The sequence below is a fragment of the Ghiorsea bivora genome, from assembly GCF_000744415.1.
GTDB classification, from domain to species: Bacteria; Pseudomonadota; Zetaproteobacteria; order Mariprofundales; family Mariprofundaceae; genus Ghiorsea; species Ghiorsea bivora.
The window spans coordinates 95505-117552 of record NZ_JQLW01000010.1; the positions used below are offsets into that span (position 1 = coordinate 95505).

General features: G+C 43.2%; 18 protein-coding genes. 6 read left to right on the forward strand and 12 right to left on the reverse strand.

Annotated elements, in window-relative coordinates:
* The first annotated feature begins 34 nt into the window (after positions 1-34).
* The 3 genes from gatA to DM09_RS08720 are packed head-to-tail and all read left to right on the forward strand — an operon-like array spanning position 35 to position 5424.
* A complete protein-coding gene (gene gatA, locus DM09_RS08710; protein ID WP_038249997.1) occupies positions 35-1504 on the forward strand; it encodes an Asp-tRNA(Asn)/Glu-tRNA(Gln) amidotransferase subunit GatA in 1470 nt (489 codons plus the stop codon).
* On the forward strand, positions 1501-2928 hold the full coding sequence (gatB, locus tag DM09_RS08715; RefSeq protein WP_038249999.1) for an Asp-tRNA(Asn)/Glu-tRNA(Gln) amidotransferase subunit GatB: 1428 nt from the start codon (positions 1501-1503) through the stop codon (positions 2926-2928). The genes gatA and gatB overlap by 4 nt, the downstream gene beginning before the upstream one ends.
* Before the next feature lie 6 nt (positions 2929-2934).
* Positions 2935-5424: an AsmA family protein gene (locus DM09_RS08720; protein WP_038250003.1), complete on the forward strand. Its 2490-nt coding sequence runs from the start codon at positions 2935-2937 to the stop codon at positions 5422-5424.
* A 90-nt stretch (positions 5425-5514) separates the two neighbouring features.
* Here DM09_RS08720 and DM09_RS08725 read toward each other — a convergent pair whose 3' ends face one another.
* The 5 genes from DM09_RS08725 to DM09_RS11180 form a co-directional block, all read right to left on the reverse strand.
* Complete coding sequence (locus tag DM09_RS08725; protein ID WP_038250006.1) at positions 5515-6708, reverse strand: ammonium transporter; 1194 nt, start codon at positions 6706-6708, stop codon at positions 5515-5517.
* An 11-nt stretch (positions 6709-6719) separates the two neighbouring features.
* On the reverse strand, positions 6720-7061 hold the full coding sequence (locus tag DM09_RS08730) for a P-II family nitrogen regulator (RefSeq protein ID WP_038250009.1): 342 nt from the start codon (positions 7059-7061) through the stop codon (positions 6720-6722).
* A gap of 237 nt (positions 7062-7298) precedes the next feature.
* Positions 7299-8576 carry an ammonium transporter gene (locus DM09_RS08735; protein WP_038250012.1) on the reverse strand — a complete coding sequence of 426 codons (1278 nt, stop codon included), beginning with the start codon at positions 8574-8576 and terminating at the stop codon, positions 7299-7301.
* Positions 8577-8590: 14 nt separating this feature from the next.
* The gene (locus tag DM09_RS08740; protein WP_038250015.1) at positions 8591-8932 is read right to left on the reverse strand and encodes a P-II family nitrogen regulator; all 342 of its coding nucleotides are present in this window, start codon (positions 8930-8932) and stop codon (positions 8591-8593) included.
* A 64-nt stretch (positions 8933-8996) separates the two neighbouring features.
* Positions 8997-9701 (reverse strand): TorF family putative porin, encoded by a 705-nt coding sequence (locus DM09_RS11180; RefSeq protein WP_051938342.1) that lies wholly within the window; start codon positions 9699-9701, stop codon positions 8997-8999.
* Positions 9702-9970: 269 nt separating this feature from the next.
* On the opposite strand from DM09_RS11180, the gene carA reads away from it, so the two are divergent.
* From carA to dbpA, 3 genes are read left to right on the forward strand one after another with little or no spacing between them, the layout of a single operon-like run.
* Complete coding sequence (carA, locus tag DM09_RS08750; RefSeq protein WP_038250018.1) at positions 9971-11104, forward strand: glutamine-hydrolyzing carbamoyl-phosphate synthase small subunit; 1134 nt, start codon at positions 9971-9973, stop codon at positions 11102-11104.
* A gap of 25 nt (positions 11105-11129) precedes the next feature.
* Positions 11130-11717, forward strand: coding sequence for a YehS family protein (locus DM09_RS08755; RefSeq protein WP_081881174.1), 588 nt, complete (start codon positions 11130-11132; stop codon positions 11715-11717).
* Positions 11718-11738: 21 nt separating this feature from the next.
* Positions 11739-13145 carry an ATP-dependent RNA helicase DbpA gene (gene dbpA, locus DM09_RS08760; RefSeq protein ID WP_038250021.1) on the forward strand — a complete coding sequence of 469 codons (1407 nt, stop codon included), beginning with the start codon at positions 11739-11741 and terminating at the stop codon, positions 13143-13145.
* Here the strand turns inward: dbpA and hemH are convergent.
* The 7 genes from hemH to DM09_RS08795 all read right to left on the reverse strand — a co-directional run bounded on the left by hemH (position 13140) and on the right by DM09_RS08795 (position 22039).
* Positions 13140-14153 (reverse strand): ferrochelatase, encoded by a 1014-nt coding sequence (hemH, locus tag DM09_RS08765; protein ID WP_038250263.1) that lies wholly within the window; start codon positions 14151-14153, stop codon positions 13140-13142. The genes dbpA and hemH overlap by 6 nt on opposite strands.
* Before the next feature lie 6 nt (positions 14154-14159).
* Positions 14160-15023: a hypothetical protein gene (locus DM09_RS08770; RefSeq protein ID WP_038250025.1), complete on the reverse strand. Its 864-nt coding sequence runs from the start codon at positions 15021-15023 to the stop codon at positions 14160-14162.
* Positions 15016-16215: an anthranilate synthase component I family protein gene (locus DM09_RS08775; protein WP_232507795.1), complete on the reverse strand. Its 1200-nt coding sequence runs from the start codon at positions 16213-16215 to the stop codon at positions 15016-15018. The genes DM09_RS08770 and DM09_RS08775 overlap by 8 nt, the downstream gene beginning before the upstream one ends.
* Before the next feature lie 92 nt (positions 16216-16307).
* Positions 16308-17552, reverse strand: a complete 1245-nt coding sequence (fabF, locus tag DM09_RS08780; protein WP_038250031.1) for a beta-ketoacyl-ACP synthase II — start codon at positions 17550-17552, stop codon at positions 16308-16310.
* Between the two features lie 2 nt (positions 17553-17554).
* Positions 17555-17794: an acyl carrier protein gene (acpP, locus tag DM09_RS08785; RefSeq protein WP_038250033.1), complete on the reverse strand. Its 240-nt coding sequence runs from the start codon at positions 17792-17794 to the stop codon at positions 17555-17557.
* Positions 17795-18021: 227 nt separating this feature from the next.
* Positions 18022-18918, reverse strand: a complete 897-nt coding sequence (locus tag DM09_RS08790) for a cation diffusion facilitator family transporter (protein WP_038250036.1) — start codon at positions 18916-18918, stop codon at positions 18022-18024.
* Entirely contained in the window at positions 18899-22039 is a 3141-nt protein-coding gene (locus DM09_RS08795; protein ID WP_038250038.1) for an efflux RND transporter permease subunit, read from the reverse strand. Before DM09_RS08795 ends, DM09_RS08790 begins: the two co-directional genes overlap by 20 nt.
* Between the last annotated feature and the right edge of the window lie 9 nt (positions 22040-22048).

Consider the following 22048-nt stretch of genomic DNA (forward strand, 5'->3'; position numbering starts at 1 on the left):
CCTAAAAACCAAATTCATTTTTTGAGGACATATTATGCCATTCCGTTCACTCAGTGACATTCAAGCTCAGCTCAATGCAGGCGAAAGAACTGCTGTTGAAGTTGCCCAACTTTATTTGGATCGCATCAAACAATACAACGATGATTTGAATGCTTTTGTACACATCGATGCCGAGCATGTATTAGCCCAAGCCCAAGCATCCGATGCTTATCGCGCAGATCACGAGCCACGTCCACTCGAAGGTTTACCGATTGCCGTCAAAGATATTTTCTGCACGCAAAATGGTCCAACGCGTTGTTGTTCAAATATCTTGGAAGGTTTTGAAGCGCCTTATGACGCGCATGTGATTACCCGCTTAAAAGAAGCCGGCGCTGTACTGGTTGGAAAAACCAATATGGATGAGTTTGCCATGGGTTCATCCAATGAAACATCTGCATTTGGTGGCTGTAAAAACCCTTGGAACACCGATTGTATCCCGGGTGGTTCATCGGGTGGTTCGGCAGTTGCCGTGGCTGCTGGTTTAACCCCTGCAGCATTGGGCACTGATACAGGTGGCTCGATTCGTCAGCCTGCGGCATTGACTGGTTTGGTGGGTTTAAAACCGACTTACGGTCGTATTTCGCGCCGTGGTATCATCGCATTTGCTTCATCATTAGACCAAGCTGGTCCAATGACACGTACCGTTAAAGATGCAGCATTGCTCACATCTATTATGTCTGGACATGATGCAGGTGATGCAACTTCTGTTGCTGATGCGCCAAACTTTGATTGGTTAACCGCTTGTGAAGCCAAAGATATGAAGGGTTTAAAAATTGGTAAACCCAAAGAGTATTTTATTGATGGTATGGATGAGGAAGTACGCGCCCAAGTGGAAGCTGCATTGAAAAAATGTGAAGATATGGGTGCTGAAATTGTTGATATTTCACTACCACACACCGAATATGCAGTGGCAGCTTATTATGTGATTGCGCCATCGGAAGCATCGACCAACTTATCGCGTTATGATGCGGTTCGATTTGGCCATCGTTGTGACAACCCTGAAGATTTAGAAGATATGTATGCCCGTTCACGCGATGAAGGTTTTGGTGATGAAGTCAAACGTCGTATTTTGACAGGTACATTCGCTCTTTCATCGGGTTATTACGATGCATATTATTTAAAAGCACAAAAAGTACGCACACTTATCAGCCAAGATTTCAAAGAGGCCTTTGAAAAAGTGGATGTGATTGCCACACCAACTAGCCCCATTCCAGCATTTAAATCGGGTGAAAAAACTGAAGACCCATTAACCATGTATTTATCTGATATTTTCACCATTGCTGTGAACTTGGCAGGTTTACCTGGCTTGTCACAACCTTGTGGTTTCGCCCAAGGTTTACCTGTGGGTTTACAATGGATTGCCCCTGCTTGGCAGGAAGATAAAATTTTGGCAGCTGCATCTGCTTACGAAAATGCTACGGACTGGCACAATCAGCATCCAAAAGAATTCGGAGGTGAAACATGAGCTGGGAAGTTGTAATCGGATTAGAAGTTCATTGCCAAATCAATACCAAAACCAAAGCCTTCTGTGGCTGCTCAACTGAATTTGGTGCAGAGCCAAACTCACAAACTTGTCCTGTATGTTTGGGGATGCCTGGTCAATTGCCCGTGCTTAATGATGAAGCAGCGCGTAAAACCATTTTGACGGGGCTTGCCATCAACGCAAACATCAACCTTGAATCCAAATTTGACCGTAAAAACTATTTCTACCCAGATCTTCCAAAAGGTTATCAAATCTCTCAATTTGCAGTACCTATCGTTGAAGGTGGTTATATCGATATCCCTACCAAAGATGGTGAAAAACGTCTTGGTGTGACCCGTATTCATATGGAAGAAGATGCAGGTAAATCCATGCATGAAGGTTTGGATGCTGTGTCGCACATCGACTTGAACCGCTCAGGTATTCCATTGATGGAAATTGTATCTGAGCCAGACATGCGCTCTGCCGATGAAGCCATTGCTTATTTGAAACAACTGCATCAAATCATCAAGTTTCTAGGCGTTTCTGGTGCAGATATGGAAAAAGGTCAGTTCCGTTGTGATGCCAATGTTTCTGTACGCCGCAAAGGTGAACCCTTGGGCACACGCACTGAAATGAAGAATATGAACTCATTCCGCTTTATCAAACAAGCCATTGAGTTTGAAGTCTTGCGTCAAATTGAAATCATTGAAGACGGTGGTGAAGTCAAACAAGAATCTCGCCTTTGGGATTCGGTGAAAAATGAATCACGTTCGATGCGTAGCAAAGAAGAAGCCCATGATTACCGGTATTTCCCAGAGCCTGATTTGCCACCATTGCGTGTCACCCAAGAAGAAGTTGATAACATCAAAGCGGGTATGCCTGAGTTACCCAACCAATTGCGTAAACGCTTTGAAACGGAATTTGGTTTATCTGCTTATGATGCGGATGTACTCACCCAAACCCAAGCTTTAGCCCAATGGTATGAAGCACTGGTCGCTGCCCACCCCGCGAATCCTAAGCAATGTGCCAACTGGCTTGCCAATGAGCTGCTTGGTCGCCTTAAAGAGTTGGGTAAAGATATTTCTGAATCACCCATATCTGCACAAGCATTGGCATCATTGCTAGATAGAATTGCTGATAACACCATTTCAGGAAAAATCGCCAAAGATGTACTCGATGCCATGATGGAATCAGGTAAAGATGTGGATACCATTATTGATGAAAAAGGACTAAAACAAGTCTCTGACACGGGTGCCATTGATAGCATGATTCAAGAAGTCTTGGATGCCAATCCAGGACAAGTTGAAGCATACAAAGGCGGACAAGATAGATTGTTCGGTTTCTTTGTCGGGCAAGTGATGAAAGCCTCCAAGGGCAAAGCCAACCCTGCAATGGTCAACCAACGCCTCAAAGAACTTTTGGGCTAAAAGGATATGAAAGAGTCATCACGTCGGTGGATTTTTGCCAGCGTGGTGGCCGCCCTTGCCTTAACCTTTACCCTTAGCAATATCAATGAAACAAAGCTTTACCATGCAATCAAAACACAATTGGCGCAAACAGGCGTCATACTGGATGCAAAAGGTTTAAATCTTAGCCCCATGTATATGGGTTCGATTCGTTTAAACGATGTAAACATCCAAACCCAAGCTTTTACTTTGCAAGCTGAACAAATTTCAATTGATTTAAACTTGGCAGCACTACTTACAGGCAAAGCTTTGCCACAGGCTCTTTATATTCGTTTTGCGGACATCAATGTTTTGCAAACTGAAAAAGAATCTTGGTTGAACTTTATAGAAAGCGAGCGGTTTAAACTAAAACGCATTGATATTTCTCAAAGTGAGATTCATTTTGAACAACAACACATTACCCTAGAACAAACCGACCTCGACATCCGTGATATTGGAAAAAACAAAAATCCTCGCGCTGAACTACGCGCACATATTGGTGATGGTCGTATTGATGCGCACGGCTATCTACATCTCAGACATGGAAAACTCACCCGTGGTTTCTCCCGCATCAAGCTGATTGATATCCCCCTTTCTTTTATAGCACACGATACAACGCTGGAAACATTAACGGGTTCTATTACAGCCCATATGTACCAAGACAAACCATGGCAAACATTTGGACACCTTGCCCTGCAAAAAAACAAACGGAACTATATGGAGCTACGTGGTAAGCTGAAAGAAAATAAATCGAAACTTTTTGTGATTAGTGACATGGTGCTTAAAATAAAAGATGCTGGTAATGTGCAAATTTCAGGTTCTTGTAACACTTGGAACACATGCCAAATCAACAGCCAAAGCACATCGTTAAACTTAGAACCTATTGCCAACCTTTTCAACAATACAAAATATAAACATTTTGCACAAAATAACAGTCTAAAAAATATTCTTATCCAAACGGACTGGAATGCAGATAACTTTAGTAGCCAAGGTCAATTCTCTTGGAACAAAATAAATTACAGCTTATCAACACCATTACCACAACAAAAAGAAGTCAATATTGGTGCGGGCAAGTTTACATTTGAAGGTCTCTCATTCTCCAATAAATCACATTGGCATTTACAATCAGCGACTCTATCCACAGCAGACAACAAAAATGCAAGCATCAATATCACTTCAGCAACGCTGCAGCCTGATAGTTGGAAGGTCCCCTTACAATTGCAACATAGCTCTTTATGGCTGCCTTTGAGTCAAATCATGTTTGACCAGCAAGCACATAACAAAAATATTAGCGGTGATGGTACATTAACGGGGCACCTTGTTATCAAACATACAGCAGAGAAAAGTCACACCATAAACTTTGACATTGATGCCAGTCAAAGTTCATTTTCTTGGTTAGGTTACAAAAAACCTAAAAATATTCCCCTCACCTTACAAGGCAATATCATATGGGAAAATGATGAGGTACAGCCGAGTTCTTTACGATCATCAATTCAATTGGCAGATAGTTATGCCAACATCACCTTCAAACCAGCAAAATTAACACTACAAAACATGGCAATAGATTTTAATCAGTTGAGTAACCAGGGAATTATATTGGCTCAGCCTTTGCAGCAGTGGCATGGCAATATCGCAGGCAATATAAATATAGACTTAGAACAACAACAATTGCTTCATGCACAGCTTCAGCTTCATAAGTTTGGTGTAAAAAAACATCGACTCACAGGTCAGATCAACTATGTAGGCAAACAATGGCATATACCCCAGTTATCATGGCAGTTTGAAAAAAACCGTGTCCAGTTTACCACCAACCAACATGCCCAAGTGAACATCAATGCTGAATACTTAGACAGCGCTGGTTTAACCAGCTTACTGCAAATACCACTCACCGCGACAGGAAGTTTTACTGCACAAAAACTTATCATGCCATTGGGCACATTGAGTCAAACCTCAGCAACCTATAATCTCAATGAACATGCGTTAAAGTTTAAGAAATTGAAGTCCCACTTCTACCAAGGCAAACTACGCGCCAAAAAACTAACTATCGCTGCCGAAAACAATCAACTACACATCACAAGCCTTATCCAAGCTGGTGGTATTCGCCTCAATAGCTGGTTATGGCTGCATAAACAGTTTGATGGCTACCTTGAAGGCAGTGTTTACGCAACCTTAAACCTTGATGCTCATTTCAACCCACAGGGTAAGTTAAACAGCTGGCAAGGTGATGGTGACATCATGGTCTATAATGCCAAGTGGCTATTAAATAACAAACGCATCCAAGCAGATAAATTGGCACTATCGATACGTAAACGAGAGCAATTTACCGCAGCGCTAAACATCACCAAACACCAGCAACAAAGCAGTGGTCGTATCACGATTGATGCTGATGCAAATATAGCAGGTCATTTCAATTGGCAGAATAAGTCATTTAAACTTTATAAAACTTGGCCACATTTAAATTACCAACAGCAGCCCTAAAATAATAACTTCCACGTAGCAGCGCACCTATCTCAACAAAAAAGCTGCATCTCTGCAGCTTTTTTCACCTAGCATTACAACATAGAAAATTTAGCGCGACATATCCTCTTCAGGGTTGGCACTAATTTGATGAATGGCTAAGTCTGCACCTATATGTTCATCCTCTGCAGATAAACGGATGCCAAGCGTTGCTTTGATACCAGTATATACAACAAAACCACCCGTAACCGCAATGGCTAGCCCTGTAAGTGTGCCAACCAACTGCGCCATAAAGGTAACACCTCCAGCACCACCCAAAGCAGTTGAACCAAAAATGCCTGCTGCAATTCCACCCCATGCACCACAAACACCATGCAAAGGAATCACACCCAATACATCATCAATTTTCAATTTGTTCTGCAAAAGTTCAAAGCCATACACAAACACGGCACCAGCAACCACACCTACAAACAATGCGCCGAAAGGATGCATAATATCTGAGCCCGCACATACAGCGACCAAACCAGCCAAAGCACCATTATGTACAAAACCAGGGTCATTTTTACCCACAACCAATGCTGCCAATAATCCACCAACCATAGCCAGTAAAGAGTTCATTGCGACCAAACCCGATGCCCCATCAGCAGTGCCTGCACTCATCACATTAAAACCAAACCAACCCACGCATAATACCCAAGAACCCAATGCTAAAAAGGGTATATTCGATGGCAATATGGCATTCACACGACCTTCTTCTGTATAGCGGCCAAGCCTTGCGCCCAACGTCATCACAGCACCCAAAGCCAAGAACCCACCCATGGCATGTACCACGACTGAACCCGCAAAATCATGAAATGGCGCACCAAAAGTTGCTTCTAGCCAAGTTTGATAACCATAGTTCCCATTCCAAATCATACCTTCATAAAAAGGATAAATAAGACCAACCAAAAGCACCGTTGCCAACACATTGGGCCAAAAGCGAACCCTTTCTGTAATACCACCTGAGATAATCGCAGGGATTGCTGCAGCAAAGGTTAATAAAAAGAAAAAGTGAACCATTTTATAACCATTGGTGCCACCTTCCATCACTTCAAGCTGACCAACTGGTGCATAAAAAGTAATACCATAAGCCACATAAAAACCCATAAACAAATAGGCAATCGTAGAAAAACCAAAATCCGTAATCACCCGAACCAAAGCATTCACCTGATTCTTTTTGCGTACTGTACCTACTTCTAAAAAGGCAAACCCAGCATGCATAGCCAGCACCATGGCTGCCCCCACCGTTAAGAAAAACACATCCATCATCGTCTCCCTTAACTTAACGCATCGGCGTCTTCTTCGCCGGTACGGATACGAACAACACGCTCAACACTGGTCACAAAAATTTTACCATCACCAATTTTACCCGTGCTTGCAGCCTTCACAATTGCTTCAATCACCACATCCACTTGCTCTTCTTTCACTACGGTCGAAATACTGGTTTTAGGTACAAAATCCACTATATATTCCGCACCACGATAAAGTTCAGTGTGCCCTTTTTGCCGCCCATGACCGCGTATTTCACTCACGCTCATACCGCTTACACCGACTTCTAAAAGTGCATCTTTTACATCATCAAGCTTAAACGGTTTGATGATGGCAGTGACCTGTTTCATATACCCTCCAAATGTGCCGAAACACATTGTATTCTATTTACATAGGGCAAAACATAACCGTGAATTTTTTTTAATGCAAAAAAATAGCCAAATTCACAAAAAAGGACAGGTGATTTCTCACCTGCCCTCTGTGTTACCCAAAGCCTTACCGATTCATGCAAATAGAATGGTAACAAAACAAATTTGTTATTTTAAAAATAAAACCTCAGGTAACACAAACTTTTCATATCTACGATATTACTTGCTGCTACCAAATTCTGGATATGCTTCCAATCCACATTCACCAACATCAAGACCTTCAAACTCTTCTTCTTCGGAAACACGAATGCCCATAATGGCTTTAATCGCAATCCAAATCACAAAGCTTGAAACAAATACGAATACAAAAATGGTACCAATACCCATCAATTGTGCGCCAAGTGTTGCATCATTATTGGTCATGGGCACAGCCAACAAACCCCAAATACCGACAACACCATGTACAGAAATTGCACCCACTGGGTCATCAATTTTAAACATTCTGTCCATAAATACGATAGAAGGAACCACAATCAAACCACCAATCGCACCAATCAATGTTGCCATTTCTGGTGATGGCGTAAGCGGCTCTGCTGTAATCGCAACAAGACCTGCCAATGCACCATTCAGCGCCATGGTTAAGTCAGCTTTGCCAAACCACATGCGAGCTAGCATCAATGCTGCAACCACACCACCTGCTGCTGCCATGTTGGTATTCACAAACACCATCGCTGTCGCATTGGCTTCAGCAACATCTGATACTTTAAGCTCAGAACCACCATTAAAACCAAACCAACCCAACCAAAGGATGAATGTACCCAAAGTTGCAATCGGAAGGTTTGCACCCGGAATAGCATTCACAGAACCATCTTTATTGTATTTTCCTTTACGAGCACCAAGCAAAAGAACCGCTGCTAATGCCGCAGAAGCACCTGCCATGTGAACCACACCAGAACCCGCAAAATCACTAAATCCTGCTGCATCTAGGAAACCACCGCCCCATTTCCACATGCCTTGAAGTGGGTAAATAAATCCAGTGAAGATGATTGCAAACACAAAGAAAGCCCAAAGCTTCATACGCTCAGCAACGGCTCCCGATACAATAGACATTGCCGTTGCAACAAACACCACTTGGAAGAAAAAGTCAGATAACATTGAATAATATGGTGCATCATCGCCACCTGCCAATACAGCTGCTGCTGCACCTGCATCATCAGCGACTGCGCCACCAAGACCAAATGTTAATGCTGATGGAAAAATATCACCTGCATTTGTATACATGATATTGTAACCCACAACCATGTACATAATACAAGCGATTGAATAAAGCACGATATTTTTAGTCAAAATCTCCGCTGTATTCTTTGAACGAACAAGACCTGCTTCAAGCATTGAGAAACCCGCTGCCATCCACATCACAAATGCGCCCATCACCAAAAAGTAGAAGGTGTCGAGTGCGTATTTAGTTTGGAGAATATCCCCTGATAACTGTTCCATTGTTTAAATCTCCCTTAATTCAATGCGTCGGCATTTTCTTCGCCAGTACGGATACGAATCACGCGTTCCACATCTGTCACAAAGATTTTACCATCGCCAATTTTTCCACTGCTTGCAGCTTTGATAATTGCTTCAACCACAGCATCTACTTGGTCGGCTGTTACTACAGTTGAAATTTCAGTTTTGGGCACAAAGTCCACATTGTATTCTGCACCACGATAAAGCTCTGTATGTCCTTTTTGACGACCGTGTCCGCGAATTTCGCTAACACTCATGCCTGAAACACCAAGCTCAATCAATGCATCTTTTACGTCATCAAGTTTAAATGGCTTGATAACAGCAGTAATTTTCTTCATTGCTCTCTCCCTTTATACGTTCAAAAATAAAGCGGTGCAGTATGAATACCGCACCTTAAATCACTTAGTATGCGAAGTTTACGCCAGCAACCATTTTGTCACCGCCAGAAGTCACATAACCTGCAGCATTTGTTACAGCGGCATTGGGACCAGAAGCAATGTTATAAGCAAATGATGGGCTTACTGTTACATCACCCATTTCAAAGTCTTTACCTGCAGTTAAAGTAATGACTGATACTTCACTGGTACCAACATTAGGAATAACATAACCAATTGTTGCTGAAGTTAAGAAACCAGCCAATTCCATTTCAGCACTTACTTCCAAATACATGTCTTTTTTGTACAAATCGGTATCGTAATACAATGTTGCGCTTAACATATCCATAGATACACCCGCATAAACTTCCAACGAGTTATCAGGACTTGCATTTAAGAAACGGTAAGCAATTGCACCAACAGAATAACCAATATCACCTACTTCACCCGAATAATCCAAGGTATAATCAAACTCAGTCGATGGGCCGTTTACACCACCAATCACATTTGAAAACCAAACGTTTGCAGATAGGTTATCATTAAAGCTTGTTGCGAAATCACCTTGTACAGCTGGAGCACCTGCACTGTACGCAGTACCACGCCATACATACTCACTATATACACCAATATCTGCACCAATTTCTAAGTCGGCTGCTTGAGCAGGCGCACTTACACCCATCATACCTGTACCAACCATCAATGCCATTGCATAATTTTTTAATTTCATTGTCATTTGTCGTTCTCCATTTTTTCGTCAGCCTTTTGGCTTTACGCTATTTGCTACGAACATATAGCAACCCCAATGCCATCTGCAAAAACGAAGTAAAACACACAAATTAAAGCATAAACACCTCTTTGTGTGCCTAAATTATAATCACTATAAGCCTATATTTTAATCTACACGAAACATTTACGGCAAAGTAAAAAACAATAATCGACAGTCTAGAATCAAAACCATAGAGTTGCGCCGTTCTTTACCACTCCCATTTTAAGAGGTGCCTCATGAGTCATACTGCAACCACGCCAACTCCTGCATTTTTAGCGCTGGCAGATGGTCGTATTTTTCATGGTATAGCCTTTGGCTCTACAGGAAACACAGTCGGAGAAGTATGTTTTAATACGTCGATGACTGGCTACCAAGAAATATTAACTGACCCATCTTATACCGAACAAATCATCACATTCACCTACCCACACATCGGCAATGTCGGTGTGAATGAAGTGGATGAGGAATCCGATAAAATTTCAGTGCGTGGTTTGATTGTTCGCGCACCAGCTCGCATAACATCAAACTACCGCGCAGAACAAAGCTTAGAAGCTTATTTGCAAGCAGCTAACATTGTAGGCATTGCAGATATTGATACCCGCGCCTTAACGCGCCATCTCCGCGACAACGGTGCGCAAACAGGTGTGATTGCTTCCGATGGTATGAGCGAAGAAGAAGCTGTAAAACAAGCCAAAGCTTGGGAAGGACTTGAAGGCAAAGACTTGGTTGGTCAAGTCAGCCGTAAATCAAGCGATACATGGCGTCAAGGTACTTATAACCTTGATAATGCAGTGTTCACAAGCCCTACTTCTAGCAAACATGTGGTGGCTTATGATTTTGGCTGCAAAAATAATATTTTCAGAAAATTAACTGACCGCGGCATTAAAGTAACCGTAGTCCCTGCCAACACATCTGCACAAGAAGTATTGGACATGAACCCTGATGGTATCTTTTTATCCAATGGGCCTGGTGACCCAGCAGCTGTGGGTTATGCTGTAGAAACTATCAAAACACTGATTGAACATGACACCCCTATTTTTGGTATCTGCATGGGTCATCAATTATTATCTCAAGCCTTAGGACTTAAAACTTTCAAACTTAAATTTGGACATCGTGGTGGCAATCACCCTGTGAAAGATTTAACCACAGGCAAAGTTGAAATCACAAGTCAAAACCATGGTTTTGCCGTTGCAGATGATGATGTACCTGCTCATGTTGAAATCACCCATCGCTCATTGTTTGATAACACTGTGGAAGGTCTCAAAGTTAAAAACAAAGCTATCTTCTCAGTGCAATATCACCCTGAAGCTAGCCCTGGTCCACAAGATGCAGATTATTTGTTTGACCGTTTTAACGAACTTCTCAAGTAGGTATTTTGATTAAGCAGCAACAACCATGTTAAACAATGATATTTTACGCCGCTTGCGTTATACCCTTAATTTAAGCGACAATGAAATGATTGCCATATTTGCCTCGGCAAATCGTGCTGTATCTCGCCAACAAATTAGTGCTTGGTTAAAAAAAGAAGATGCTGCAGGTTATGAAGAATGTATGGATAGAACCATGGCAACATTCTTAAATGGTTTGATTAATGAAAAGCGAGGCAAACGCGAAGGCATTCAGCCCAACCCCGAAAACAAGCTTAACAACAATCTTATTTTCAAAAAGTTACGTATCGCTTTTAACCTTAAAGATGATGACATCCTTGCCTTGCTTGAGGATGCGGGTTTACGTATCAGTAAACATGAATTAAGTGCATTCTTCCGCGCCCCTGAGCATAGACAATCGCGCCAATGCAAAGACCAAGTTTTACGTAATTTCCTACAAGGTCTGCAAAACAAGTACCGCGTTGAATCAGAAGCCAAAGAAAAGACCAAACCCAAACCTCAAGTTAAAAAGTGTATTAAAACCCAGCCTAAACAAGATGAGCCGCGTAAAAATTTAAGCTTGGGAAAACCCAAATTTGTTTGGAAAGAAAAATAAACCTTCAACACAGGACATCCATTGAAATCAGCTTCATTCGCATCATTAAACCTAAAACCTGAACTCCTAAGCAGCATCGAATCCTTGGGGTACACGGAAATGACTGCTATCCAAGAAAAAAGCCTGCCGATTATGTTGGGTAAACAAGATGTGATTGCACAGGCGGAAACAGGTTCGGGTAAAACTGTCGCATTTGCGTTAGCTGCCCTACAACACTTGGATGAGCATAAACTTGCAGGCAAAGTTTTAACCACACAAACCTTAGTCCTTTGCCCAACCCGTGAACTGGCAGACCAAGTCGCCAAAGAAATTCGTGTCTTGGCGCGTGCATTAGGTAATATCAAAGTGTTAACCTTGTGTGGCGGTGTGCCTGTTCGAGGCCAAGTATCTTCTTTAGTATTTGGCGCACATATCATCGTGGGCACACCAGGGCGCATTCAAGACCACCTCAAGCGCGAAACACTACAACTGGGTAACGTGAACACATTGGTTCTCGATGAAGCAGATAGAATGTTAGATATGGGTTTCCAACAAGCCATTGCCGATATCAATCAACAAACGCCTTCTCAAAAGCAAACCTTATTATTCAGCGCAACCTATTCAGGCAAGGTAAAAACCATTGCCAAGAAAATGATGCGCGAGCCTAAAGTGATTAAAGTGGAATCCATCCACGATAGCAGCACCATAAGCCAACACTTTTTTGAATTACAAAATGATGGGCAACGCTTGGATGCACTCAAACGCATACTCTTAACCTATGCTCCCGAATCTGCGGTTGTTTTTTGCAACACCAAACGTGACGCACAGGATGTCACCGACACACTGGTAGCAGATGGCTTTAGCGCCTTGGATTTAACGGGTGATTTGGAACAACGCGACCGCGACCAAACATTGATTCAGTTTGCCAATAAAAGTATCAGTGTATTGGTGGCAACCGATGTCGCTGCGCGTGGTTTAGACATTGATAACCTTGATTTGGTGGTCAACTACCATTTGGCGCATGACCCTGAGTCACACATCCACCGTATCGGGCGCACAGGGCGCGCTGGCAGCAAGGGAACAGCTTGCAGCCTGTTCACACCTAACGAAGGGCATCAAATCGCCTTATTTGCAGATGTATTAAAGCAAGATATCAAAGCAGAGCCTTTACCACCTGAATCGGTATTGGCGCAAAAACCAAAACCTGCAACTTATCAGACCCTACAAATCGGCGGCGGCAAAAAACAAAAGCTACGCGCAGGCGATATTTTAGGTGCACTCACCAGCGAAGGTGGCATTGCTGGCAAACAAGTGGGTAAAATTAATATTGGTGACAACTGGTCTTATGTCGCTGTGGAAAGCAGCGTTGTGAATATTGCCCAACAAAAAATGGGCGCGGGCAAACTTAAAGGTAAAACCTTCCGTGTTCGTTTGCTAAAAGGTTTATAACCAACCAACACATTCGCGTTTTATTAGACCTTCAAGTGCAGTAATATGGTCATCCCTATCATTCAGCGCAGCGATATAACGCAAGTCCTTGCCGCCTGCTTCAATAAAGTAGCCTTTATTTTCCACCGTGATTTCTTCTAAGGTTTCCAAACAATCCGCTGCAAAACCCGGACAAATCACATCCACATCTTTGATGCCTACTGCACCCCATGTTTTAAGTTGGCTTGCAGTGTAAGGCTGAAGCCATTCTTCACGCCCGAAGATAGACTGGAAAGTAAGCATCCATTCATCATCTTTTAAAGCCAATGCATCAGCCAAAAGTTTTGAGGTTTTTTCGCAGTGCAACTGATATGGGTCGCCATTATTCACGTAACGTTTTGGAATGCCATGAAAAGACATCATCAATTTTTCGGCTTTACCATGTTTACCCCAATGCTCACGCACTGAATGAGCTAGGGCATCAATATAAGCAGGCTCATCGTGGTATGCCGACAACACACGCACATCGGGCACTCTGCGCCATGACCCAAGCACATCAAACACTTGGTCGGTCACTGCAGCCGTGGTGCTGCCTGAATATTGGGGATAAAGCGGTAGAATCAATAAACGATTACATCCTTGCTCACGCAAGTTATTCAAGCCTTGCGCAATGGCTGGATTACCATAAGTCATCGCAAGCTCAATCACCACTTCATCACCTGTAAACTTGGCTTGCAAAGCTTTTTGTTGCTGCTCGCTAATCACCATCAAGGGTGAGCCTTCATCTGTCCACACCGTTTGATAAGCATGGGCTGATTTCTTGGGGCGAATATTAAGAATGATAACATTGAGTGCAAACCACCAAATCAAACGATTGGCTTCGACAACCCTAGGGTCACCAAGAAACTGTTTTAAATAACTACGCAGTGCCGCTGGCGTTGGTGCATCAGGTGTACCAAGATTCACCAACAATACACCGACCTTTTTTTCTGCTTCGGCTTTAAAACCTTTTGCTGCTGAATACTGCATAACCACTCACATCCCTTTCCAAGTTGGTTTTTTTACTTTTGCCAATGCTGCCGTCAAGCCATGACTACGCAAGGTTACTGCCTGCCCTGCCCCAAGCAACAACCAATCATTGGGTAATTGTGTAGGCAACAAGTATGGTAAAAACTCAGCCTCACTCACGATTACTGAAGCATGTTGCTGTTTATCCAATGCTTTTAGCACTGTGTTCAAATATATATTCCGTGTTGCAACATGCGGCAATGTTAAATCATGCATATCAGCAACTGTCTCTGACTGCCCCCAAAACCACAAGCCATGAATTTGCATGCCTTCTTTGCTAAACACTTGATGTTGATGCAAGCTCATTTGTATTTCAGTGATGATACGCAACCAACGCCCTACATCTTTACTGCCCTGATGTTGATTGGGCAAACTTTGCCCCGAAACCTGCGCAAAGTCTGGCATATCCACTTGCCAAACATCTTGCGCTGCCAACATAAGCACATCACCCACCATAAAAAGCTCAAGCCCATCTTCTGCCAATAATGGGTTCACAGCAGCACATACTTGCTGTCCTTCTTGCGCTGACCAATCCAACATGGCTTCAGGCATCACCCGCAATGAGGTTCGTGTTAGCCGCGCATGAAATGGCGAAGCGACCCAATATTGCTTAGCACCTGCAGGTAGACCTTGCGCAATAGCAGCTAACAAAGCCGCCACTGGTTGTTTGCCTTGTTGGGCATACCAAGATAATGGGGTGACCACCATGTTTTTTGCCCATGACTGCTTCATCTTCAACAAATGATGCTCATAAGCTTGAAGGGCTGGGTTAAGTAACAACTTACCATCGTGTTCATACCAAGCATCGGTCACTACAACTTGTTTAATCATTAAAAGCTCGCAATAAACCCGCCACTTTGTGTTCGGTTTCTACTTGTTCGTGTTCGGGTACAGAATCAGCAACAATACCTGCGCCAGCCGCCCAATGTAGCGTTTCATCTTGATGCCAAAAAGTACGAATGAGAATATTCATATCTACACTGCCATCCCATGCCATATAACCCACACCGCCTGTATAAGGACCGCGTGGCTGTGGCTCTAATTCATGGATGATTTCCATACAACGTACTTTGGGGCATCCCGTAATGGTGCCACCAGGAAACTTGGCAGCAAGCACATCCAACAAATCAAAACCTTGCGCCAATTTCCCGCGTACATTCGATACAATATGTTGCACCGTGGCATATTTTTCAATCACCATACATTCATCCACATGAATACTGCCCGCTTCACACACGCGACCCAAATCATTACGTTCTAAGTCAACCAGCATAATATGTTCAGCGCGTTCTTTCTCCGATAAAAGCAACTCATGTTGCAAAGCATCATCTGCCTCACCTTCACTGCGTTTGCGTGTGCCTGCAATGGGCCTTGCCGACACTTCTCCATCTGCACTGATAGAAAAAAGCCGCTCTGGTGATGCTGAAATAAGTGAGACCTCATCTGTTTCAACAAAACAGGCAAAAGGCGCGGGATTCACTTCACGAAGTTTACTGTACAGAGCGAATAAATTATTTTTAGACAATGGCGAAGACCAAAAGCGCGCAATATTGGCTTGGAAAATATCACCCGCCTGAATATATATTTTTACAGCATTCACAGCTTGTTGATAATCAAACCTTGTTTCATCAACCGCCCCCATCTTCATCGGATAGGTTGCGTTCTGCATGGTGTCTTGCAATAAATCTTCCAACATATCCAACACATCTTCAGACACCGTGGATGACATATAGATATGTTTGGTTTCATCATCAAAACACAACGACCATTCAGGTTGGTGCCACCAAATCAGTGTGCTGTCATTTTCATGTTTGGGCTGTGGTAAGTCTTCAAACAACAAACCTGCTTCATAAGCCAAGTAAAAAATAAATTGTAAACTTGGAAAGTTGATACGTGAGCTTGTAATTTCTTTACGCCATGTATTAAAAAATATATCGCGTTGTTGTTTGTTTTTAAGGGTATTTGTTTGCCCAGCTTGGGAAACAATAAACTGCTTCCCAGAACCTTTAGGGTCTTCTAACAATGCTTTGCAAAGATGTTGATGCGCAGCATAAAAAGCAAAAGCACTGCATGCTCTTGCTGTAATTGTTCGTGTATAAAGTTGTTGTTTTGCTATTATTTGAATTTTCGGACAATAACCGATGCGTTGGTGCCACCAAACCCAAATGAGTTTGAAATAGCCACATCAATATTCACTTCACGTGCTGTATTGGGTACATAGTCCAAGTCACAACCTTCACTTGGATTTTCCAAGTTAATCGTTGGTGGCACAATACCATGATGAACAGCCAACACGGAGAACGCTGCTTCAATACCACCTGCTGCACCCAGTAAATGCCCTGTCATTGATTTTGAAGATGAAATCATCAATTTATTCGCATGCTCACCAAATGTATTTTTAATACCTTGGGTTTCACACAAATCCCCCATTGGGGTTGATGTACCATGTGCATTGATATAATCCACTTCTTCAGGATTGATTTTTGCCCCATCCAAAGCAGCTTGCATACAACGACCACCACCTTCGCCTTCTGGTGCAGGCGATGTCATATGATAAGCATCTCCTGACATACCATAACCCACCACTTCAGCCAAGATTTCAGCGCCACGTTTTTGTGCAGATTCCAAAGATTCAAGCACCAAAACACCAGCACCTTCACCCATCACAAAACCATCACGGTCTTTATCCCAAGGACGAGATGCTGTTTGGGGATCATCGTTACGTGTGGACAATGCTCTTGCTGCTGAAAAACCACCCACGGCAAGCTCACAAACACAAGCTTCCGCACCACCTGCAATCATGGCATCTGCATCACCTCTAGCGATGATTTCAAATGCATCACCAATAGCATGTGTACCCGTGGCACATGCTGTAACTGTTGCAGTATTCGGTCCTTTTGCACCCGTTAGCATGGATACCCAACCTGAAACCATATTAATAATGGTCATGGGAATAAAAAATGGTGAAATCTTCCTGGCTCCACCTTTTTCATAAGCACGCATGGTTTTTTCAATCGCAGGCATACCACCAATACCAGAACCAATCACCACACCAACGCGTTTTGCGTTTTCGTCTGTGATTTCTAGCCCTGATTGTTTGAGTGCTATATCTGCTGCTGCTACACCAAAATGAATAAACCTATCCATTTTACGTGCATCTTTTTTGTTGATAAACGCGTTGACATCAAAGTCATTCACTTCACCTGCTATGGAAAAAGCCATACCCGCCGCTTCCGCATCAAAATGCGTAATACGACCAATACCCGACTTACCCGCAATAAGGTTATTCCATGATTGATCAGTTCCAGTACCAAGTGGGGTTACAAGACCTACACCCGTGACAACAACGCGTTTACTCACAATTAGTCAGCCTTTGCAGCGATATAATCAATAGCGTTTTGTACGCTTTGAATACCTTCAGCATCATCATCAGGAATTTCTACGCCAAATTCTTCTTCGAATGCCATAACTAGCTCTACTGTATCCAAAGAATCAGCGCCCAAGTCATCAACAAAAGATGAATCAGAGTTGATTTCACTTTCATCAACATTCAGTTGATCAGCTACAATTTTAATAATCTTTGCTTCAATTTCTGCAGACATGTTTGTCCTCCCAGTTGAAATTAGAACCGCCTTCTAACGTGAGCTTTCACTTTTGGCAAGTTCCTAAATCATACTTTTTATTTCTCACTTTTTGTGAACCAGCTTCAAAGCTATAAATAGCTTTGACTTAACAAAAAATCCACCTTACCGATAGTGCCCATAAGGACAAGAAAAATATTACTCTATCTATAGACCGCTTCCAAACCAATATAAGCTATAAACGAACATTATCGACAATTTCCTTCTATGCTTTCAGAGCAACAGACCAACTCAGCTTGCAGCGTAACATGTTCAACATGGTAGGCTGCCAACACCCCCTGCAAAAGCAAAAGTGTTTGTGGCCAGTCTTCCATCACTTCCACCTGTATATGTGCTGAGGCCGCAAGTTTGGCATTGGGTAGCTTCCAAACATGCATATGATGCACACCAACCACCCCTTTCACTTGCAACAATTTCTGTTGAACAAGGTTGATATCCACCCCTTTTGGCAAGGCTTCCATCAGCTCCAAGGTCGTCTCACGAACCAAACGCCAACCTCCCCAAACAAGCACCGCAGCCACAAAAAAGGATAATATTGGATCAATAGGCATCCAACCTGTTAACAAAATCACAGCCCCTGAAACCATAGCAGCCACTGAACCCAAAGCATCACCAAGCACATGCCAGTATGCAGCACGTGTATTTAAATCATGACTACCATGCAACCAACGCATAATAATAAGGTTGATAAACAAACCTACAGTAGCAATCACCAACACCATAGTTCCCTGCACCTCAGGAGGATTGGCCAAGCGCCCTATAGCTTCCCAAACAATCCAACCACTCAAAAACCATAATGTTAAACCATTGACTTGTGCTGCAAGCACCTTAACGCGCCCATAACCATAGGTCATGCCTGCATGCGCAGGTCGCGCAGCAATACGCTGCGCAACCATTGCCAAGCCAAGTGCCATCACATCGGATGCCATATGTCCTGCATCCGCCATCAAAGCCAATGAGTTTGAAATATACCCACCCACCAGTTCGACCAACATAAATGCTGCTGTTAACCACAGCGCAGCACCCAAACCATGGTGGTGTCCTTCATGGCTATCGTTTACATGATTATGTCCTTCGTGCGTCACTTACCGTTCCTTTACTAAAATATGCATACAAACAAGGTAACACAAATAAGGTTAAAAATGTAGAGGAAACCAAACCACCAACCACAACAGTTGCCAGTGGTTTTTGGATTTCAGAGCCAATGCCAGTTGCCAGCAATAATGGCACAAGCCCAAGCCCTGCAATCAAGGCAGTCATCAATACAGGCCGCAGTCTGCTTTCAGAACCATGACGAATCGCCTCATCCACATCAACACTATCACCCAAATGTCGGTTAATCGCATCCACCAATACCACGCCATTGAGCACAGCCACACCAAAGAGTGCAATAAAACCAATACTGGACGGCACGGATAAATATTGACCCGATACCAGTAATGCTAAAATCCCACCAATCAATGCCATCGGCACATTCAACATAATCAATGTGGCTTGGCCCGCTGAATGGAACATGAAATATAGCAGCAAGAAAATCATCAACAATGAAAGTGGCACTACCACCATCAACTTGGCTTGCGCCCGTTTTTGATTTTCAAATTGCCCACCAAACACCACCGAATAACCTGTAGGCAATTCAATTTCAGCTTGAATACGCTGATCAAGCTCAGCCACAATACTGCCCATATCTCGACCTTCCACATTGCTTTGAATCACAATACGGCGTTGCACGTCATCACGTTTAATCATCGGCGGGCCTTGTTCCACACCAATGCTTGCCACGTCCTCAAGGCGCACCCATGCACCCGATGCAGTTTGCAAAATCAATGCACCAATCACTTCTGCATTATTGCGATAGTTTTTAGCCAAACGCACATAAATATCATAACGTTCATTGCCAGAAATCACCTGACCCGCAGAAGAACCGCCAATGGCATCGGCAACCAGCGTCATCACATCATCCACAGGAATACCATAACTATCCAATTTACTGCGATCAGGGCGAATCACCAATTGCGCTTCACCCGCAATTTGTTCCATTTCCACATCACGCGTGCCTTGCACACTTTTGGTTAGTTTTTCGATTTCTTTCCCTTTTTCAGCCAACACTTTAAGGTCAGGTCCGAAAAGTTTGATGGCAAGTGCAGCTTTTACACCCGATAGCAACTCATCCACACGCATCGCAATCGGTTGCGTAAACGAAATCAAAAGACCAGGTACCACCTCCATTTTTTCACGCATCAAGTTTTGTAATGCTTTACGATTGGATGCACTTGTCCACTCTGACACAGGTTTTAAGCCGACAAACAATTCCACATTCGACACGGGTTCAGGGTCGCCACCAATTTCTGCTCGCCCCGTCCGCGCTGAAACATAAGTCACCTCGGGAAAGTTCTCAATCAACACTTTCTCTAGTTTTTCACCTGTAGCCTTGGCAAAGAGCAACGATGAAGAAGGCGCAAGTGTCACACGAATGGCAAGCGTGCCTTCTTCAAGCTCTGGAACAAATTCTGTACCAAGAAATGGTAGTGTTGAAAGCGTCAGTACAAATGCAACTGCTGCACCACCCACCACAACTTTTCGTTTTGCCAGAGCCCGCGCTAAAACTTTGTGATAAACACGCGCAATCGGTGCAAGTACAGGGCTTTCTTTGTGCACAACACCTTTGGTAAACATATAAGTTGCCAATACTGGCATGACAAATAACGCCACCAGCAATGAGGCAAACATGGCAAAACAAATCGACAATGCCATGGGTGTAAACATCTTACCTTCCACGCCTTCAAGTGAAAACAAGGGGGTAAACACCAGCATAATAATCAACACCGCAAATAACACAGGGCGAGCAACTTCTTTGGAAGCTTCTGCAATACGCAAGGCAATACCATGGTCACCATCTTTCACCTTTTCCAAGTGTTTAAAGATGTTTTCCACCATCACCACCGAGCCATCCACCATCATACCAATGGCAATGGCTAATCCACCCAAACTCATCAAGTTTGCCGAAATACCATAATGCTCCATCACTGCCAAAGCCGATAAAATCGAAATTGGCACGGACAACAACACCAAAAAGGCAGCTCTTATATTCATCAAAAACAAGAGTAGGATGATAATAATCAAAACAAATGCTTCCAACAGTGCTTTCTCTACCGTCCAAACCGCTTTATCAATCAAGTCTGACTGGTCATAAAATGGCTGAATCGTTACACCCTCAGGCATAGACTTTTGTACAATTTCAAGGCGTGATTTTACATCATCAATGGTGTTTTTGGTGTTGGCACCAAAACGTTTCATCACAATGCCCACCACCACTTCGCCAAGCTGTTTGATGCTTCCATCATCAAGCCGCTCTGTCATGGTGACCACACCTTGACGAATTTGACCACCAAACGCCACTTTTGCCACGTCAGCCACACGAATGGAAACACCATCCACCGTTTTAATCGGCATCATGGCAATGGCTTTTAAACCATCTTCACCACCGGGCACCCAGCCCACACCACGAATCACAAGTTGTTCATCACCTTGGGGTAAATACCAACCACCTGCATTGCGGTTATTGGCTTCAATCGCTGTCACCACATCCTTCATATGCAAACCATAAGAAAGCAATTTATCAGGATTAACCTGCACCTGATATTGGCGCACTTCACCACCATAAGATAAAATCTCAGTCACACCTTCCACAGGCATTAACATCAATTTCACCACCCAATCATTCAATGCCCTTAATGTTAAAGCATCATAATTGGTATCAGGAGATGATTTGATAATGTATTGAAATACCTGACCAAGCCCTGATGTATTGGGACCAATTTTGGGTGTACCTGCCCAAGATGGCACAGTTTGACTGGCATCTTGTAACTTTTGGAAGACCAATTGGCGGGCAAAATAAATATCCGTGCCTTCTTTAAAAGAAACAGTAATCACCGACAAACCTGTTTTGGAAATGGAACGTACTTCTTCCACATCAGGCAAGGCATACATCACCGCCTCAATAGGATACGTAATCAACTGCTCCACTTCTTCAGAGGCCAAACCTTGTGCTTCTGTATTGATTTGTACCTGCACATTGGTCACATCAGGAAATGCATCAAGGTTAAGCTTGGGCACCACAAAGATAGCGTACGCCATAGAACCAATGAGCAATAAAAGGATTAAAAAACGATTATGCGTTGCCGCATCTATAATTTTAGGAAACATAGGTTAACC

Bases quoted from the DNA above. Each gene is read 5' to 3' on its own strand.
- DM09_RS08720 (WP_038250003.1), top strand. From the start codon at position 2,935: ATGAAAGAGTCATCACGTCGGTGGATTTTTGCCAGCGTGGTGGCCGCC.
- DM09_RS11180 (WP_051938342.1), bottom strand. From the start codon at position 9,701: ATGACAATGAAATTAAAAAATTATGCAATGGCATTGATGGTTGGTACA.
- DM09_RS08770 (WP_038250025.1), bottom strand. From the start codon at position 15,023: ATGATTAAACAAGTTGTAGTGACCGATGCTTGGTATGAACACGATGGT.
- DM09_RS08730 (WP_038250009.1), bottom strand. From the start codon at position 7,061: ATGAAACAGGTCACTGCCATCATCAAACCGTTTAAGCTTGATGATGTA.
- gatA (WP_038249997.1), top strand. From the start codon at position 35: ATGCCATTCCGTTCACTCAGTGACATTCAAGCTCAGCTCAATGCAGGC.
- DM09_RS08740 (WP_038250015.1), bottom strand. From the start codon at position 8,932: ATGAAGAAAATTACTGCTGTTATCAAGCCATTTAAACTTGATGACGTA.
- DM09_RS08795 (WP_038250038.1), bottom strand. From the start codon at position 22,039: ATGTTTCCTAAAATTATAGATGCGGCAACGCATAATCGTTTTTTAATC.
- DM09_RS08735 (WP_038250012.1), bottom strand. From the start codon at position 8,576: ATGGAACAGTTATCAGGGGATATTCTCCAAACTAAATACGCACTCGAC.
- DM09_RS08755 (WP_081881174.1), top strand. From the start codon at position 11,130: ATGTTAAACAATGATATTTTACGCCGCTTGCGTTATACCCTTAATTTA.
- hemH (WP_038250263.1), bottom strand. From the start codon at position 14,153: ATGCAGTATTCAGCAGCAAAAGGTTTTAAAGCCGAAGCAGAAAAAAAG.
- carA (WP_038250018.1), top strand. From the start codon at position 9,971: ATGAGTCATACTGCAACCACGCCAACTCCTGCATTTTTAGCGCTGGCA.
- DM09_RS08725 (WP_038250006.1), bottom strand. From the start codon at position 6,708: ATGGATGTGTTTTTCTTAACGGTGGGGGCAGCCATGGTGCTGGCTATG.
- gatB (WP_038249999.1), top strand. From the start codon at position 1,501: ATGAGCTGGGAAGTTGTAATCGGATTAGAAGTTCATTGCCAAATCAAT.
- acpP (WP_038250033.1), bottom strand. From the start codon at position 17,794: ATGTCTGCAGAAATTGAAGCAAAGATTATTAAAATTGTAGCTGATCAA.